A 14,835-nucleotide genomic window follows, 5' to 3' on the forward strand; every position below is an offset into this window, starting at 1 on the left:
CCCGTGAGAACCCCGCCTTTCCTGGCGGGGTTTTGCTTTTTTGTGCAGAAAAAAGGAGTCTGCCTGAATCATGACCACCGCACCGTCCATCATCCTCACCCGTCTTGACGTGCAGCGTCTGGAGCAACTGATCGACCGCCTGGGCGACGAATCTCCCGGCGTCGAAGCGTTGCAAGCCGAACTCGACCGCGCCGAAGAAGTGGTTGGCCACGATGAAGTGCCTGCGGGTGTCGTGACCATGAACTCCAGCGTGCATTGCCGTGAGCAAGGCAGCGGCAAGGACTACCACCTGACCCTGGTCTACCCGAAAGATGCCAATGCCGATGAAGGCAAGATCTCGATCCTGGCACCGGTAGGCAGTGCTTTGCTTGGCCTGCAGGTTGGCCAGCATATCGACTGGCCGGCCCCTGGCGGCAAGACGCTCAAGCTGGAATTGCTCAGTGTTGAAGGCCAGCCCAAGGACGGCGGTGCCTTCCCTCTTTAAATCCGGCTCAGCGCCTCGTTGAGCGACAGTTCCAGCTCGGCCTTGTAGCGCAGGTACAGGTTGCTGGGGCTTTGCACATCACCGAGCAGGCCGGACAGGTCTAAGTCGGTGATGTAGCAGCGGTAACGTTCGGGCTCCCGGCGTTGCCCGACGATTTCCTGGGCGACCACTGCAAACAGCTGGTCGCCAAATTCCAGCTCGGAAAACTCCCGCTGATTGCAGTACAGGGTGATCCCCACTTGGCCCGGCGCTGCCTTGCCGATAATCGCCTGCACGTCATAGAACGGTTTATTCGCCGGGTTCGACGGCGCAGGGCGAGGCTCGATGCCGCGCGCGCGACCGCTGCCCGACGGCAGCAGTTGGTAATACAAGGTTTGCACTGCGCCCAGTGGCTCATGCGTGTCCAGCGGTGACAGCGCGTCGCGGCGATAAATGATCGACTGCAAAAAGCGCTGCAATGGCGCCAGCAGGCTCTGTTCGTCATGGAACGGCAAGCGCTGCTGCCACAACGCGTTGAATTCATCCAGCACATACAACTCGGCGAAGCCTTCGTTGACTCGGTAGAACACCTGCACGCAATCGGCTAGCCCCATCGGCAGCAGCAGCGCCAGGTCATGGTCTTCCAGGGCCATGGCGTCCAGATGCAGCGGGCTGTAGCAGGCCAGTTCTTCGCTGAGGTAGGCGATCAGCGCGTCCTGGGTGGGCAGTGACACGTGGGTCGCCTGGCCCGGTATCAGCTCCATCACGTGATAGTGCTGCTGTACCTGGAGCAGGTAACGGTGATTGCCCTGACCGAGCAGCAGGTTCTGGGCGGTGTCGAAGATTTCTTCCACGCGCTGGGCAATGAACTGTGCGCGGTTGTGACAGAAGCAGCGCACCCGCAGCCGTGGCAGATGGTCCGCCGGCAATTGATTGAGGTAGTCGCGCAGGCAGTCGAGCAAGGCGTGAGGGCCGTCGTAGCGGCTGACCATCACCTCGTTCCAGCTGTTGAGCGTGACCTGGTCCAGGGTCAGCACCAGGTTGTCGCGCACACCGGCATAACTCAGGGAGTCGGTGCGTTCGGTGGTCATCAGGATGTTCAGGTCGCGGTGGTGCTTGAGCGGGTCGACGCCGACGTTGATCAGCAGCAGGACTTCCTCAGGCACCGCCGAGCGCAGCAGGCGCTCTTCATCGACGCTGGCCAGGGGCAGGGCGACGCTCTGTTGCAGGCTGCCCAGCAGGTTGAACAGCTCGAACTCAGTCATGTCGCTGGTGCCGGGGTGCAGGGCCAGGCGGGTGCTGCTGTCGATCACACCGTTGCGATGGCACCAGGTGAGCATCTCCAGCAGGTCGCGGCTGCGCTTGATCGGCGCGAAGTGCTCCCATTCCAGGGCCGTGAGGTTGCCGTTGTACAGGCCCCAGTGGTGTTGGCCCGGCTCCTTGCGATTGGGCGATTGCACCAGGGTCAGGGTGTCTTCGGCCAGGTCCGGGGCGATGCCGGGGTTGATGAACTCGACTTTGCCGGCCTTGCGTTCAAAGGCGGCATACAGGCGCCGGCCCAATACGTTGAGGTCGCGCTTGTTGATCAGGCTGACGGTCTGTTCGGTGCGAGCGAACTGGGTCAGGAAGCGATAGCTGTAATTGAGCTCGTTGACCAATGCGCGGCGCTCGGAGGCGACCTGGCGTACTTTCCATTGGCTGCGACTGTCCAGCAGTGTCAGTTGGCGCTGGTCCCAGCCCCATTCATGGGCCAGGCGCTCCAGCAGCAGGCGTTGCCAGCTGGTGCTGCGCTGGCCGGCGCTGAGCTTGCGGTTGACCTTGAGGTACAGCGCACGCCGCACCAGTTCCAGGCGTTCTGGCTCGTTGCGGGCCTTGAGGTATTCCTCGATACGGCGGTAGACCACGATGTAGGGGTCCAGCTCGTCCAGGTCCATCTGGTTGGCGAATACCGCGCGCTTGAAGCGCAGGCTCAGGCAGTGCACGTTCGGGTGTTCGCTGGCATAGACCTCGGTCAGCAGCAGTTTGAGCACCGACTTGTAGGGCGACTCGATGCCCTTGAACAGCTGCCACAACCCGGCGCCGATGAATTCGCCCGGGGGGATGCGCGCCAGGTGGCCAAGGTCCAGGGTTTCGTCGGCACGGATAAAGCGCTTGGAAATCAGCGTGTGGGTGAATTCGGCATAACGAGTCTCTTCATACACCGGCACCAGCCACCAGATCGGTGTACGCCCGGCCAGCCAGATGGCGGTGCGGTAGAACTCGTCCAGCAACAGGTAATGCTGGGTGGTGCCGCAATCGTCGGAACTCAGTTGTGTGTCGCGCTCACCGAGCACAAAGCGTGTCGGCTCGATCAGGAAGAAGTGCGCCTCGGCACCCATGGTCAGGGCCCAGGCTTCCAGCAGTTGGCATTTCTTGCGCAGTTCGGCCAGTTCCACCTCGCTCAGGTCGGCGGCGTGACACACCCACACATCCATATCGCTCTGGTCGGCCTGGGCCAGCGTCCCAAGGCTGCCCATCAGAAACAGGCCGTGAATCGGTCGCGGTGGGTTGCCGTGGCGTGGCTTGTAGGAGAACGAGCGGGTCAGGCGCTGGGCTTCGGTCAGTGCCTGGGCGTCGGGTTCGAAATTCGACAGGCCGGCCGGTGTACTGCCCGATACATAGCCGGGCAGCAACGGGTGATTGACGTGGAAGAACAGCGGCAACAAGGTCAGCACGCTTTGCTGACGCGGAGTCAGCCCTTCGACAGCCCGGGCCATGCGCCCTTCGTTGAGGGCCATGAAACGCGCGCGCAATTGGGCCAGCACCTTACGGTCGATGCCTTCGTCCAGGTCGGGGCGGATCTCATGGGGGCGGGTCATGTCGAAGTCGGTGGCTCGCAGAGCCCGACGTGGGCGGCCATGTAGGAGTTTACAGCCAGTAGCGTAGGAGGTTTAGAGGGAAATGGATTTTGACGTCAGAATTTTCGCACCTCCAAAGCAATGCCCCCGGAATCCGCCAGTAGCGGACTCCATGGGCGGTGTAGGGAATCAGGCAGCTTCTTTGGTAGTGGCAGTGGTCAGGATGGTCAGCAGGGTCTGGGCTTGTTCGGCAGCGTCCCGGCCAAGGCTGGTCAGGTAGCCCCCGTCCGGTTGGTCGATAAGTCCTTTCGCGTGCAGGCGCTTGGCAGCAGCGATGGCAGTGGGCGCGGCGGTCTGGTGAACTTTCAGACCTTCCTTGGTGCTGTCCAATGGGAAGAGTACAAGGATTTCCAGTTCGGCAACCAACTCAGGGGTATACGACATAAGGACTCCAGACTTTCTAAGAATTTATTAGAGGCTAGCAGGCCATAAGGTGAACGCACTTTGCCGAACTGTCCAGCGTGTTGCTGCGCCCCCTGATTATTGCTTTTCCGGGGGCAGTTCCGGCAGGGCGCGCAGTGCAGTTTCATACCATTCGGTATTGAACGCACGGTCCTCTTCCAATAGCGCATCAATCTCGACAGCCAGCACGTGGGCCATCAGTTGCAGGATCTCTTCACGCTCGTAACCCACCAGTGTCAGCTTGTTGAACGTGGCTTTGGCCGCCGGCGGGTTTTCGCTTTCAATCTGGTTCTCGATCGCTTCGATCAGGGTGTTTTCGGCGAATTCTTCTTCGTCGTTGTCGATATCGGTCGGCTCGCTCATGGCTGGCTCCTCAAGGAAAGGGCGTCAGTCTACCCCCATTCAGGCGGGTGATGCTGCTGGCAAGGCCGGGCCCTGGGGGCTATAACCCTTGCAGCCAACCCCATTCCCGGCCTGGAGGCACCTGCAATGCTCAAGCTCTACGGATTCTCGGTCAGCAACTACTACAACATGGTCAAGCTGGCGCTGCTGGAGAAGGGACTGCCGTTCGAAGAGGTGCCCTTTTTCTCTGGGCAGACCCCCGATGTCTTTGCGGTGAGCCCACGTGGCAAGGTGCCGGCCCTCGGCGTCAAGCAGGGGTTTATCAACGAAACCAGTGTGATCCTCGAATACATCGAACAGACCCAGGAAGGACCTTCGCTGTTGCCCGCCGAGCCGTTCCAGCGAGCCCAGGTGCTGGCGCTGTGCAGGGAGATCGAGTTGTACATCGAGCTGCCGGCCCGTGCGTGTTACGCCGAAGCGTTTATGGGCATGCCGGTGCCGGAGGCGATCAAGGAGAAGTCCAGGTCCGAGTTGCTGCTGGGGGTCGGTGCGCTGGGCAGGCACGGCAAGTTCGCGCCGTATGTGGCGGGGGAAAGCTTCACGATTGCGGATTTGTACTTCATGTACAGCGTGAACCTCGCCTGTGCGGTGGGCGAAAAACTGTTCGGCCTGGATTTGCTGGCTGAAATGCCGGCGGCCAAGGCGTTGCTGGAGCGGTTGCATGCCATGCCCAACGCGCAGAAAGTGGCGGCGGATAGGGAGGCGGCAATGCCGGCGTTTATGGCGATGATTGCGGCAAAAAAATAGATTCTGAAGTTGCGCGAATTTGTGGCGAGCGGGCTTGCCCCGCGTTGGGCTGCGTAGCGGCCCCAAGTAAGAACACCGCGCTCTGTCAGGCATTGCGCGGTGTCAGTTTTTGGGGCTGCTTCGCAGCCCAGCGCGGGGCAAGCCCGCTCGCCACAAGGATCAGCGGCTTGCGAGCAGGGCCTGGCCGCGTACCACTGCGGCTTTTACCTGCGCCGGGGCGGTCCCGCCCACGTGGTTGCGGGCGTTCACCGAACCTTCCAGGGTCAGCACGGCAAACACGTCCTGTTCGATCTGGTCGCTGAACTGGCGCAGTTCTTCCAGGCTCATTTCCGCCAGGTCCTTGCCGGTGTCCACACCGTACTTCACCGCATGGCCGACGATTTCGTGGCAATCGCGGAACGGCAGGCCACGGCGCACCAGGTAGTCGGCCAGGTCGGTCGCCGTGGAGAACCCGCGCAGCGCCGCTTCACGCATGATCGCGTGCTTGGGCTTGATCGCCGGGATCATGTCGGCAAACGCACGCAGCGAGTCGCGCAGGGTGTCGGCGGCGTCGAACAGCGGCTCCTTGTCTTCCTGGTTGTCCTTGTTGTAGGCCAGGGGTTGGCCTTTCATCAGGGTCAGCAGGCCCATCAAGGCGCCGAACACGCGGCCGCTCTTGCCACGCACCAGCTCGGGCACGTCGGGGTTTTTCTTTTGCGGCATGATCGAGCTGCCGGTGCAGAAGCGGTCCGGCAGGTCGATGAACTGGAATTGCGCGCTGGTCCACAGCACCAGCTCTTCGGAGAAGCGCGACAGGTGCATCATCGCAATACTGGCGGCGGCACAGAATTCGATGGCGAAGTCACGGTCCGACACGCCGTCCAGCGAGTTGCCGCCAACAGCGTCGAAGCCCAGCAATTGTGCGGTGTACTCGCGGTCGATCGGGTAAGTGGTGCCGGCCAGGGCGGCGCTGCCCAGAGGCATGCGGTTGGCACGCTTGCGGCAGTCCACCAGGCGCTCGTAGTCGCGGCTGAGCATTTCGAACCAGGCCAGCAAGTGGTGGCCGAAGGTCACCGGTTGCGCGGTCTGCAGGTGAGTGAAGCCCGGCATGATGGTGTCCGATTCACGCTCGGCCTGCTCCAGCAAACCTTTCTGCAGGCGGGTGATTTCGGACAGGATCAGGTCGATCTCGTCACGCAGCCACAGGCGGATATCGGTGGCCACCTGGTCGTTGCGGCTACGGCCGGTGTGCAGCTTCTTGCCAGTCACACCGATGCGGTCGGTGAGGCGGGCCTCGATGTTCATGTGCACGTCTTCCAGGTCGACGCGCCAGTCGAACGTGCCGGCTTCGATCTCGTCACGGATGGTGGTCAGGCCGTCGATGATGCTATCGCGCTCGGCATCGGTCAGCACGCCGACCTTGGCCAGCATCGTCGCGTGGGCGATGGAGCCCATGATGTCGTGGCGGTACAGGCGCTGGTCGAAGGTGACGGAGGCGGTGAAGCGGGCGACGAAGGCGTCGACGGGTTCACTGAAGCGGCCGCCCCAGGACTGGTTGGTCTTGTCGGTGCTCATGGATTCGCTCGTGATCTGCTTAATAAAGAGGCATGGAAGTGTGCCGGCGATAATAACAGGGTTGCCCGTGGACGCGGTGCTGCGGGTCGTCGGCATTTTATTTGTGCAAAGGATGGCTAAGTGCCTTGCCGTCGACCGCGTCCAGGACGAGACTGAGGAAAGGGGCTTATTGAAACGATATTTGACGATTGAGCAATGTCGTCTCGGCGAGCGTCTACAGTTGGACTGATAGTGTGTGAATGCACCAAAGTCGGGTAATGCGGTCAGAGCCCAGACTATCCATTAAAAAGGGGGGTATTCGGATTGTGTATCAGCAAACCCTACGACGATGCCCGAAGGCAGCAGGTCTTGGGCGCTATTGAACAGGTCCGGGTAAATATGGGTGCCACTCTCAGGGCACTTTTTGCCGCTCGCGCTAGTCTTAGCGTGGATCGCTGTGACGCAAGTCACCGCACCTGTCTACGCTATCCTTGTGCGAGACTCACGCAGGAATCCAGCGCAATATGAATGTCCTGATCGTTGATGACGAACCCCAAGCCCGCGAGCGACTGAGCCGTCTGGTCAGTGAACTCGAGGGTTACGCAGTATTAGAGCCGAGCGCCACCACGGGCGAAGAGGCGTTGACGCTGATCGACAGCCTCAAGCCGGATGTGGTGTTGCTCGATATCCGTATGCCGGGCCTCGATGGCTTGCAAGTGGCGGCTCGATTGAGCGAGCGAGAGTCGCCACCTGCCGTGGTGTTTTGCGCAACCGGTGAAGAGTTTTCCACGGAAACGCTGGAAGCCAGCGGTGTCAGCTTCCTCATCAAACCGGTGGTGGGCGACGCCTTGCTCAAGGCCCTCAAAAAGGCTGAGCGCCCAACCCGCGTCCAGCTTGCCGCCCTGACTCAGCCTGCCGCCCAGAGTGGTAACGGGCCACGCAGCCATATCAGCGCCCGTACCCGTAAAGGCATCGAACTTATCCCGCTGGGTGAAGTGGTCTATTTTATTGCCGATCACAAGTACGTGACGCTGCGTCACCAGGGCGGCGAAGTGCTGCTCGATGAGCCGCTCAAGGCGCTTGAGGATGAGTTCGGCGACCGCTTCGTGCGTATCCACCGCAACGCGCTGGTGGCCCGTGAGCGCATCGAACGTTTGCAGCGCACGCCCCTGGGGCATTTCCAGCTTTTCCTCAAAGGCCTTAACGGCGACGCGTTGATCGTCAGCCGGCGGCATGTGGCCGGTGTGCGCAAGATGATGCAGCAGCTTTAGCCCAGGGGTTGTAGCGAGGCCTGCATTCCATATCCCGGTGCGAGGTGGCCAGGGAGGCCCCGCACTTGCTGATTCAAATCAAAGCGTATTTGCCTGAGCTGTTATTATCTGCCGTATCTATTCAGTACGGATTGATCCATGTCCTCTCGCGAAATCCGCATCGCCACTCGTAAAAGCGCCCTGGCCTTGTGGCAGGCCGAATACGTTAAAGCACGCCTTGAGCAGGCCCACCCTGGCCTCAAGGTGTCCCTGGTGCCCATGGTCAGTCGTGGCGACAAGCTGCTCGACTCGCCACTGTCGAAGATCGGCGGCAAGGGCCTGTTCGTCAAGGAACTGGAAACCGCGCTGCTGCAAAATGAAGCCGATATCGCCGTGCATTCGATGAAAGACGTACCCATGGACTTTCCAGAAGGCCTGGGCCTGTTTTGTATCTGTGAGCGTGAAGACCCGCGTGACGCCTTCGTTTCCAATACTTATGCATCGTTGGATGAGTTGCCTCTGGGCAGCATCGTCGGTACGTCGAGCCTGCGTCGCCAGGCGCAACTGCTGACTCGTCGTCCGGACCTGCAGATCCGCTTCCTGCGTGGCAACGTCAACACCCGCCTGGCGAAGCTGGATGCCGGTGAATATGACGCGATCATCCTCGCCGCCGCCGGCCTGATCCGTCTCGGTTTTGAAGACCGCATCACCTCGGCCATCAGCGTCGAGGACAGCCTTCCCGCCGGTGGGCAAGGCGCCGTTGGCATCGAATGCCGTACCGCCGACCGAGAAATCCACGCCCTGCTCAAACCTCTTGATCACCAGGACACCGAAGTGCGCGTCACGGCCGAGCGCGCCCTGAACAAGCACCTCAACGGTGGCTGCCAGGTGCCGATCGCCTGCTACGCCGTGCTCGAAGGTGAAAACCTGTGGTTGCGTGGCCTGGTGGGTGATCCGGAGGGTGGCACCCTGCTGACTGCCGAGGTCCGTGGCCCGCAACGTGATGCCACGGCCCTCGGTATCCAGGTGGCTGAAGCGCTGCTGGAGAAGGGCGCCGGTGCCATTCTGCAAAAAGTCTACGGCGAGGCCGGCCCGCAGTGACCGAATGGCGTGTGCTGCTGACGCGGCCTGCCGAGGAATCGATGGCCCTGGCGGCCACGTTGTCCGATGCGGGGGTTTTCAGCAGCAGCTTGCCGTTGCTGGATATTGAGCCGCTGCCGGTCACTCCTGAACAGCAGGCTGTCTTCCATGACCTGAGCCGCTACTGCGCGGTGATCGTAGTAAGCAAGCCGGCGGCGCGACTTGCGGTCGCGCAGTTGGATCGCGCATGGCCGCAGTTGCCATGGTTCAGTGTCGGCGCCGCCACCGCGCAGGTATTGGCTGATCACGGCCTCACCGTTCACTATCCCCCCACTGGCGACGACAGCGAGGCCTTGCTTCAATTGCCTGCGTTGCGCGAGGCTATCGCACGCCCTGATGCCCAGGTCTTGATCCTGCGAGGCGAGGGTGGTCGTGAGCTGCTGGCGGAGCGTTTGCGTGAGCAAGGTGCTAGTGTCGACTATCTGGAGTTGTATCGCCGTTTCCTGCCGGCCTACGACGCCGGGGTACTGATGCAACGCATCCAGTTGGAACGCTTGAACGGCCTGGTGGTCAGCAGTGGGCAGGGTTTTCTACACCTGCAAGCCCTGGCCGGAGCCGATTGGCCGCAAGTGGCACAGCTACCGTTGTTCGTGCCGAGCCCGCGAGTCCAGGAGATGGCGCGGGCCGCCGGTGCAGAAAAAGTTGTGGATTGTCGTGGTGCGAGTGCCGCGGCTTTGTTAGTGGCGATACGGAGCTATACCGTTCCCACTCTCTGAAACGCAAAGGACGGATACGTGAGCGAAACAGCCTTGCCTAAAGATGAAGCCCAACCCGCACTTGATGCGCCGGTTGAGTCACCGGTCACCGCGCCGCGCCGTGGCAATGGCCTGGCAATCGTCGCCCTGCTGCTCGGCGCCGCCGGTGTTGCCGCCGGCGGTTGGGGGATCTGGCAGGTCCGCGCCCTGCAGGCCAGCAGCCAACAGCAGTTGGGCCAGGTGCAGACCCTCGATGACCAGTCCCAGTCCCTCAAGCAAAGCCAGCAGCAACTGGCGGCGCGCCTGGCGCAGTTGCCGGGTGCGGATGAGCTTGAGGAGCGCCGTCGTCTGGTGGCCCAGTTGCAAGGCGACCAGCAACGTCTGAGCCAGCGCCTGGAAACCGTGCTGGGCGCCAGCCGCAAGGACTGGCGTCTGGCCGAGGCCGAACACTTGATTCGCCTGGCGAGCCTGCGTCTGTCTGCCCTGCAGGACATCAACAGTGCGCAGGCGCTGGTGCAGGGTGCCGACGAGATTCTTCGCGAGCAAAGCGATCCCGGCTCCTACGCGGCACGCGAGCAATTGGCCAAGAGCCTTGCCGCGCTGCGTAGCACCGAGCAGCCGGACCGCACCGGGCTGTACCTGCAATTGGCGGCCTTGCGCGACCAGGTCGTGCAATTGGCGGCCATCGCCCCCGAATATCAGTTGACCGAGCCGGCCTCCCAAGGCCGCCCGACCACCGACACCGAAAGCCGCTGGAGCCAATGGTGGGAGCAGATTTCCCGCTACTTCCGCATCGACTTCAACCCGGATGACAACATCCGCCCGCTGCTGGCCGGCCAAGGCTTGAACCAGGTGCGCCTGGCCCTGAGCCTGGCCCTGGAGCAAGCACAATGGGCCGCTCTCAATGGCGAGTCGGCAGTCTATAGCCGCTCCCTGGGCGAGGCGCGCAGCGTCTTGCAGGACAACTTCAACCAGGACAACCCACAGAGCAAGGCGATGCTGGCGCGTATTGCAGAGCTTGAGCCCAAGGCGGTGTCGGTGGTGACGCCGGACCTGGCTGCGAGCCTGGCGGCTGTGCAGGCGTACCTTGAGCGGCGTCATCTGTCTGCCGACGAAGCCAAGGCGGCGGCGACGCCGGCGAAGCAGGAGTAGAGCTGATGAAACGTTTCTATGTGGTCCTGGTGCTGGCGATTGCCATCGCGCTGGCGCTGGCGGTGGGCATTTCGAAACACACCGGTTACGTGCTGGTCACCTACCCGCACGTGCTGCATTACGAGTCAAGCCTGTGGGCGACCGTGGTGGCGGTGTTTGCCATCGGTTTGGCGATTTACCTGATCCGCGTGCTCCTGAACCTGGTCACCACTTCCGGTGGCGTGGTCAACCCGTGGTCGCGGCGCAACCGCAGCCGCCGCGTGCAGATCGCCATCGAACAAGGCCAGATGGACCTCGCCGAAGGCCGCTGGGCCAGCGCCGAGCGCCACCTGCACCGCGCTGCCGAAGCCGAGCGTCAGCCACTGCTGTACTACCTCGGCGCGGCCCGTGCTGCCAATGAGCAGGGGCGCTACGAAGAGTCCGATGGTTTGCTGGAGCGTGCCCTGGAGCGTCAGCCCCAGGCCGAGCTGGCGGTTGCCTTGAGCCATGCCCAGCTGCAACTGGACCGTGGTGATACGGAGGGTGCGCTGACCACCTTGCAGGCGATGCACGAACGCCATCCCCATAACGCGCAGGTGCTGCGCCAATTGCAGCGCTTGCATCAGCAGCGGGGCGACTGGTCATCGGTGATCCGCCTGTTGCCGGAATTGCGCAAGGACAAAGTCCTGCCCGCCAGTGAACTGGCCGAGCTTGAGCGTCGTGCGTGGGGCGAGAACCTCAGCCTCGCAGCCCAACGTGAAGAACAGGGCGAGGCCGGCTTGCAGTCCCTTGAACGGGCTTGGCAACAACTGACGTCCGCTCAGCGTCAGGAGCCGCAATTGGTCCTGGCCTATGCCGAGCAATTGCGCCAACTGGGCGCCGACGCCAAGGCTGAGGAAGCATTGCGCGGCGCCATCAAGCGTGGTTACGACAGCCACCTGATCCGGCTGTACGGTCTGTTGCGCGGCAGCGACCCGGCCCGGCAGCTGAAGTTTGCCGAAGGTTGGCTGAAGGATCATCCTGGCGATGCCAGCCTGCTGCTGACGTTGGGCCGTCTGTGCCTGCAAAACAGTTTGTGGGGCAAGGCACGAGACTATCTGGAAAGCAGCCTGCAGGTGCAGCGTAACCCTGAGGCCTGCGCCGAGCTGGCGCGCTTGTTGGCCCAACTGGGTGACACCGAGCGCAGTAACCAATTGTTCCAGGAAGGGCTGGGTTTGCTGGATAACCGTTTGCTGGCCTCACCGTTACCCGTCCCGGCTCGGGTTTGAGGTAGGAAGACAGGCGAGGGTTGGCTCGGATATATCTGGCAGCCAATCCCTCAGGACCTCGGAAAGCAGCTATCAGTGCGATTGTAGGCAAAGTCCGACGCTCTGTTGTCTAAAGTCTTCCATCTTCTGGCGGGATCTCCTTACCCTCTCGCGGAATCGTCTGCTCCAGCATGTATTGAAAGCGGTCAGGCCTTTCCTCTACCGTAGCGACCTATCTTTCGCGATGCGGATAAAGCATGTCTTTGGCCCCTTCACGCTCCTTGTATGTCCTTGCGTTCCTGGCGGGTGCGCTGACATTGGGCGCCTCGTTTTACCTCGAGTTCGGGGTCTCGTTGCGTCCTTGCTTCCTGTGCCAGATGCAGCGGGGTTTCCTGGCCGGTTTCACATTAGTCAATCTGGTCGCCGCCCTTCATAACCCCAAGCGCTCGGTTATCTGCCTGTATGGGCTGGCGAGCATGGGCTTCGCACTGCTGGGTGCCATTACCGCCGTACGCCAGGTACTGCTGCAAAACGCCGCACCGGGACAGTCGGCTGATTGCTGGCCCAGCCTGCATTACATGATCGAAAACCTGTCGTTTTGGCAGGCTCTGCAATTGACCGTCAAAGGCACCGTCGACTGCGTTGAGATCAACTGGACGCTGTTTGACTTGAGCCTGCCGGAGTGGAGCCTGCTGTTCTTCATTGGGATGTTGATACTGGGCGTCATGCAATTTTCACAGCTGTTTTTGAGCCAGCGTTTGCGCCCGGCGAGGCGCTGATATCGGGTCGCAGTTTGTAGGACGGGATTAAACACTTGTATGAACTTTCTCTCCTGCGTACCTTGAAGCCATAGTCATGCGGGCATAATCTGGCCCGCACGTGTAGTTCAAACCGTTTGTCAGATGCGGCCTTGTCCGGCTGCTGCTTTATCCTTGAAGTGTTGCGCGGGCACCAGGCGGCAGCGCCCCTATTAGGGAAGAGAGATCATCATGCTGGAAAGTTGTCAGAATGCTCAGGAACGCTGGGGTGGGGTGCACAAGCTGATCGACAGCTGGCTGAAGGCACGTCACGAACTGGTTCGGGCCTTTGATGCTCTTGGCGCCAAGCCTGAAGCACTGGCCGAGAACCGTGAACCGTTGCAGGACTTTTGTGGTGTCTTGGTGGACTACGTGTCAGCCGGCCATTTCGGTGTCTACGAGCAACTGACCAAGGAGGCGGAGGCCTTTGACGATCAGCGTGGCCTGGATTTGGCGGAGACCCTCTACCCGCGCATCGATGTCATCACTGAGAAGCTGCTCGAGTTTACCGACCTGTGCGATGCCGGTAACTGTGTGGCGGATAAATTCAAAGAATTGGGCGCGTTGCTTCACGAACGATTCGAGCTGGAAGACTGCTTGATCGAAGTGCTGCACAACGCTCACAAGGAAGAGTCTGCTACCCAGGCTTGATCCTCGATAATAGGGGTACAAAAAACGGTGCGCATGGCGCACCGTTTTTTGTTGCCTCAGTGTCGGGTACCGAGCAATTCGATCTCGAACACCAGGGGTGTATAGGGCGGGATCAATTCGCCGGCACCGTCGGCGCCATAGGCCTGGGACGATGGAATCACCAGGCGCCATTTGGCGCCCACCGGCATCTGTTGCAACGCGTTGCTCCAACCGCTGATCACACTGTCCAGGCGAAACCATTGAGGTTGCGCGCTCTGGTCGAACACTGTCCCATCGGGTAGCCGTCCCACGTACTTCACTTGAACCTGATCGCTGGCCTTCGGCTTGTCGCCAGTGCCTGGGGTGAGCTCGGTAAGCAGGATTCCATCCGCCAACTCGCGCACACCCTTTGCGGCTTTTTCTTTGCTCAGGAATTGTTGTTCGGCCGCGAGTGCTTTTTCGCTTTGAGGTGCCTGCGCGTCAGCTTCGCTTTGTGCTTCGTGCTGGGCAAGAATCTGTTCGATGCGTGCGTTGTCCAGCGCCAGGGGTTTGCCTTGATAGGCTTGTTTGAGGCCTTCGACCAGCGCCTGGATCTGCAAGTCGGGAACCTCTTGGCGCAGGCGTTCGCCGAGGCTGGCGCCCAGGCTGTAGGCGAGGTCGTGCTGGTTCTGGTCGGTGTTTTTTACCGGCGATTGTTCGCTCGCATTGGCCACCGAAATCGCCAGGCCAAGCACAAGAAAAAAGTAACGCGACATGGGCATCCTCCCGCCGAAAGTGCGACGGATTATGCCAGTGTGGTGACGTAAAAAGTGCCGCGTATTTTCGTTATCTCGATAAGAATTTTCTCACGGTGCAACGCCAGGCAAACGATACTGTCAACATGCCCTAGCGGCGGTAAGAGCAGAGGGCTAGTATGAGCCGCACCCACGTCAGCCAGGAGGTAAACCATGTCGGCCAAACAGAAGCCTGTTAATACCCCGTTGCATTTACTCCAACAACTCTCGGGCAGCTTGCTCGAACATCTGGAAAGCGCTTGTTCCCAAGCGTTGGCCGATGCAGAAAAACTGCTCGCCAAGCTGGAAAAACAACGCGGTAAAGCGCAAGAGAAGCTGCACAAATCCCGCACCAAACTGCAAGACGCCGCTACTGCCGGCAAGGCCAAGGCACAAGCCAAAGCCAAAGACGCTGTCAAAGAACTTGAGGATCTGCTGGACGCCCTCAAGGATCGCCAAGCTGAAACCCGCGCCTACATTTCCCAACTTAAAAAAGATGCTCAGGAAAGCCTGAAGCTGGCCCAGGGCGTTGGTCGTGTGAAGGAAGCCGTTGCTAAGGTGCTGGGCGCTCGTACCCCAGCTAAAGCTGTTGCAGCGAGCGCGAAGAAGCCGGCGAGCAAAGCTGTTGCTGCCAAGGCACCCGCTAAAGCCGTAGCAAAACCTGCTGCTGCCAAGCCAGCCTCTAAAACCGCTGCTGCAAAACCAGCCGCCAAGCCAGCCGCTAAAAC

At 61.0% G+C, this 14,835-nt stretch carries 15 protein-coding genes; 10 read left to right on the top strand and 5 right to left on the bottom strand.

What is annotated here, in order from left to right; all coding sequences use genetic code 11:
• The first annotated feature begins 70 nt into the window (after nucleotides 1-70).
• Complete coding sequence (rnk, locus tag BMX59_RS05535; protein WP_058424215.1) at nucleotides 71-484, top strand: nucleoside diphosphate kinase regulator; 414 nt, start codon at nucleotides 71-73, stop codon at nucleotides 482-484.
• Here the strand turns inward: rnk and BMX59_RS05540 are convergent.
• The 3 genes from BMX59_RS05540 to BMX59_RS05550 form a co-directional block, all read right to left on the bottom strand.
• Nucleotides 481-3,321 carry a class I adenylate cyclase gene (locus BMX59_RS05540; RefSeq protein WP_093120447.1) on the bottom strand — a complete coding sequence of 947 codons (2,841 nt, stop codon included), beginning with the start codon at nucleotides 3,319-3,321 and terminating at the stop codon, nucleotides 481-483. The genes rnk and BMX59_RS05540 overlap by 4 nt on opposite strands.
• Nucleotides 3,322-3,489: 168 nt before the next feature.
• Entirely contained in the window at nucleotides 3,490-3,744 is a 255-nt protein-coding gene (locus BMX59_RS05545; RefSeq protein ID WP_010207442.1) for a TIGR02647 family protein, read from the bottom strand.
• A gap of 96 nt (nucleotides 3,745-3,840) precedes the next feature.
• A complete protein-coding gene (locus BMX59_RS05550; protein ID WP_058424213.1) occupies nucleotides 3,841-4,125 on the bottom strand; it encodes a hypothetical protein in 285 nt (94 codons plus the stop codon).
• A gap of 126 nt (nucleotides 4,126-4,251) precedes the next feature.
• Here BMX59_RS05550 and BMX59_RS05555 point away from each other — a divergent pair, with 126 nt between their 5' ends.
• A complete protein-coding gene (locus BMX59_RS05555; RefSeq protein WP_092241722.1) occupies nucleotides 4,252-4,911 on the top strand; it encodes a glutathione S-transferase family protein in 660 nt (219 codons plus the stop codon).
• A gap of 159 nt (nucleotides 4,912-5,070) precedes the next feature.
• Here BMX59_RS05555 and argH read toward each other — a convergent pair whose 3' ends face one another.
• The gene (argH, locus tag BMX59_RS05560; RefSeq protein ID WP_093120451.1) at nucleotides 5,071-6,465 is read right to left on the bottom strand and encodes an argininosuccinate lyase; all 1,395 of its coding nucleotides are present in this window, start codon (nucleotides 6,463-6,465) and stop codon (nucleotides 5,071-5,073) included.
• Between the two features lie 503 nt (nucleotides 6,466-6,968).
• Here argH and BMX59_RS05570 point away from each other — a divergent pair.
• From BMX59_RS05570 to rsd, 7 genes are all read left to right on the top strand, one after another.
• Nucleotides 6,969-7,715: a LytR/AlgR family response regulator transcription factor gene (locus BMX59_RS05570; protein WP_071488041.1), complete on the top strand. Its 747-nt coding sequence runs from the start codon at nucleotides 6,969-6,971 to the stop codon at nucleotides 7,713-7,715.
• A 138-nt stretch (nucleotides 7,716-7,853) separates the two neighbouring features.
• The gene (gene hemC / locus BMX59_RS05575) at nucleotides 7,854-8,795 is read left to right on the top strand and encodes a hydroxymethylbilane synthase (RefSeq protein ID WP_093120456.1); all 942 of its coding nucleotides are present in this window, start codon (nucleotides 7,854-7,856) and stop codon (nucleotides 8,793-8,795) included.
• On the top strand, nucleotides 8,792-9,550 hold the full coding sequence (locus tag BMX59_RS05580; protein ID WP_092241727.1) for a uroporphyrinogen-III synthase: 759 nt from the start codon (nucleotides 8,792-8,794) through the stop codon (nucleotides 9,548-9,550). The genes hemC and BMX59_RS05580 overlap by 4 nt, the downstream gene beginning before the upstream one ends.
• Before the next feature lie 18 nt (nucleotides 9,551-9,568).
• Nucleotides 9,569-10,681 carry a uroporphyrinogen-III C-methyltransferase gene (locus tag BMX59_RS05585; RefSeq protein ID WP_092241728.1) on the top strand — a complete coding sequence of 371 codons (1,113 nt, stop codon included), beginning with the start codon at nucleotides 9,569-9,571 and terminating at the stop codon, nucleotides 10,679-10,681.
• Between the two features lie 5 nt (nucleotides 10,682-10,686).
• Nucleotides 10,687-11,928 carry a heme biosynthesis protein HemY gene (locus BMX59_RS05590; RefSeq protein ID WP_093120459.1) on the top strand — a complete coding sequence of 414 codons (1,242 nt, stop codon included), beginning with the start codon at nucleotides 10,687-10,689 and terminating at the stop codon, nucleotides 11,926-11,928.
• A gap of 236 nt (nucleotides 11,929-12,164) precedes the next feature.
• Nucleotides 12,165-12,686, top strand: a complete 522-nt coding sequence (locus BMX59_RS05595; protein ID WP_071488036.1) for a disulfide bond formation protein B — start codon at nucleotides 12,165-12,167, stop codon at nucleotides 12,684-12,686.
• A gap of 210 nt (nucleotides 12,687-12,896) precedes the next feature.
• Entirely contained in the window at nucleotides 12,897-13,355 is a 459-nt protein-coding gene (gene rsd, locus BMX59_RS05600; protein ID WP_092241730.1) for a sigma D regulator, read from the top strand.
• Nucleotides 13,356-13,411: 56 nt separating this feature from the next.
• Here rsd and BMX59_RS05605 read toward each other — a convergent pair whose 3' ends face one another.
• On the bottom strand, nucleotides 13,412-14,089 hold the full coding sequence (locus BMX59_RS05605) for an FKBP-type peptidyl-prolyl cis-trans isomerase (RefSeq protein WP_092241732.1): 678 nt from the start codon (nucleotides 14,087-14,089) through the stop codon (nucleotides 13,412-13,414).
• A gap of 192 nt (nucleotides 14,090-14,281) precedes the next feature.
• Here BMX59_RS05605 and BMX59_RS05610 point away from each other — a divergent pair.
• Nucleotides 14,282-14,835, top strand: a 554-nt coding sequence (locus BMX59_RS05610; protein WP_218189798.1) for an AlgP family protein, incomplete at its 3' end; no start/stop codon positions are given.

It is taken from the genome of Pseudomonas sp. NFR09 (genome assembly GCF_900111535.1).
Classification (GTDB): domain Bacteria; phylum Pseudomonadota; class Gammaproteobacteria; order Pseudomonadales; family Pseudomonadaceae; genus Aquipseudomonas; species Aquipseudomonas extremorientalis.

Coding starts and splice junctions, on each gene's coding strand:
- rnk (WP_058424215.1), top strand. CDS start 71: ATGACCACCGCACCGTCCATCATCCTCACCCGTCTTGACGTGCAGCGT.
- BMX59_RS05540 (WP_093120447.1), bottom strand. CDS start 3,321: ATGACCCGCCCCCATGAGATCCGCCCCGACCTGGACGAAGGCATCGAC.
- BMX59_RS05545 (WP_010207442.1), bottom strand. CDS start 3,744: ATGTCGTATACCCCTGAGTTGGTTGCCGAACTGGAAATCCTTGTACTC.
- BMX59_RS05550 (WP_058424213.1), bottom strand. CDS start 4,125: ATGAGCGAGCCGACCGATATCGACAACGACGAAGAAGAATTCGCCGAA.
- BMX59_RS05555 (WP_092241722.1), top strand. CDS start 4,252: ATGCTCAAGCTCTACGGATTCTCGGTCAGCAACTACTACAACATGGTC.
- argH (WP_093120451.1), bottom strand. CDS start 6,465: ATGAGCACCGACAAGACCAACCAGTCCTGGGGCGGCCGCTTCAGTGAA.
- BMX59_RS05570 (WP_071488041.1), top strand. CDS start 6,969: ATGAATGTCCTGATCGTTGATGACGAACCCCAAGCCCGCGAGCGACTG.
- hemC (WP_093120456.1), top strand. CDS start 7,854: ATGTCCTCTCGCGAAATCCGCATCGCCACTCGTAAAAGCGCCCTGGCC.
- BMX59_RS05590 (WP_093120459.1), top strand. CDS start 10,687: ATGAAACGTTTCTATGTGGTCCTGGTGCTGGCGATTGCCATCGCGCTG.
- BMX59_RS05595 (WP_071488036.1), top strand. CDS start 12,165: ATGTCTTTGGCCCCTTCACGCTCCTTGTATGTCCTTGCGTTCCTGGCG.
- rsd (WP_092241730.1), top strand. CDS start 12,897: ATGCTGGAAAGTTGTCAGAATGCTCAGGAACGCTGGGGTGGGGTGCAC.
- BMX59_RS05605 (WP_092241732.1), bottom strand. CDS start 14,089: ATGTCGCGTTACTTTTTTCTTGTGCTTGGCCTGGCGATTTCGGTGGCC.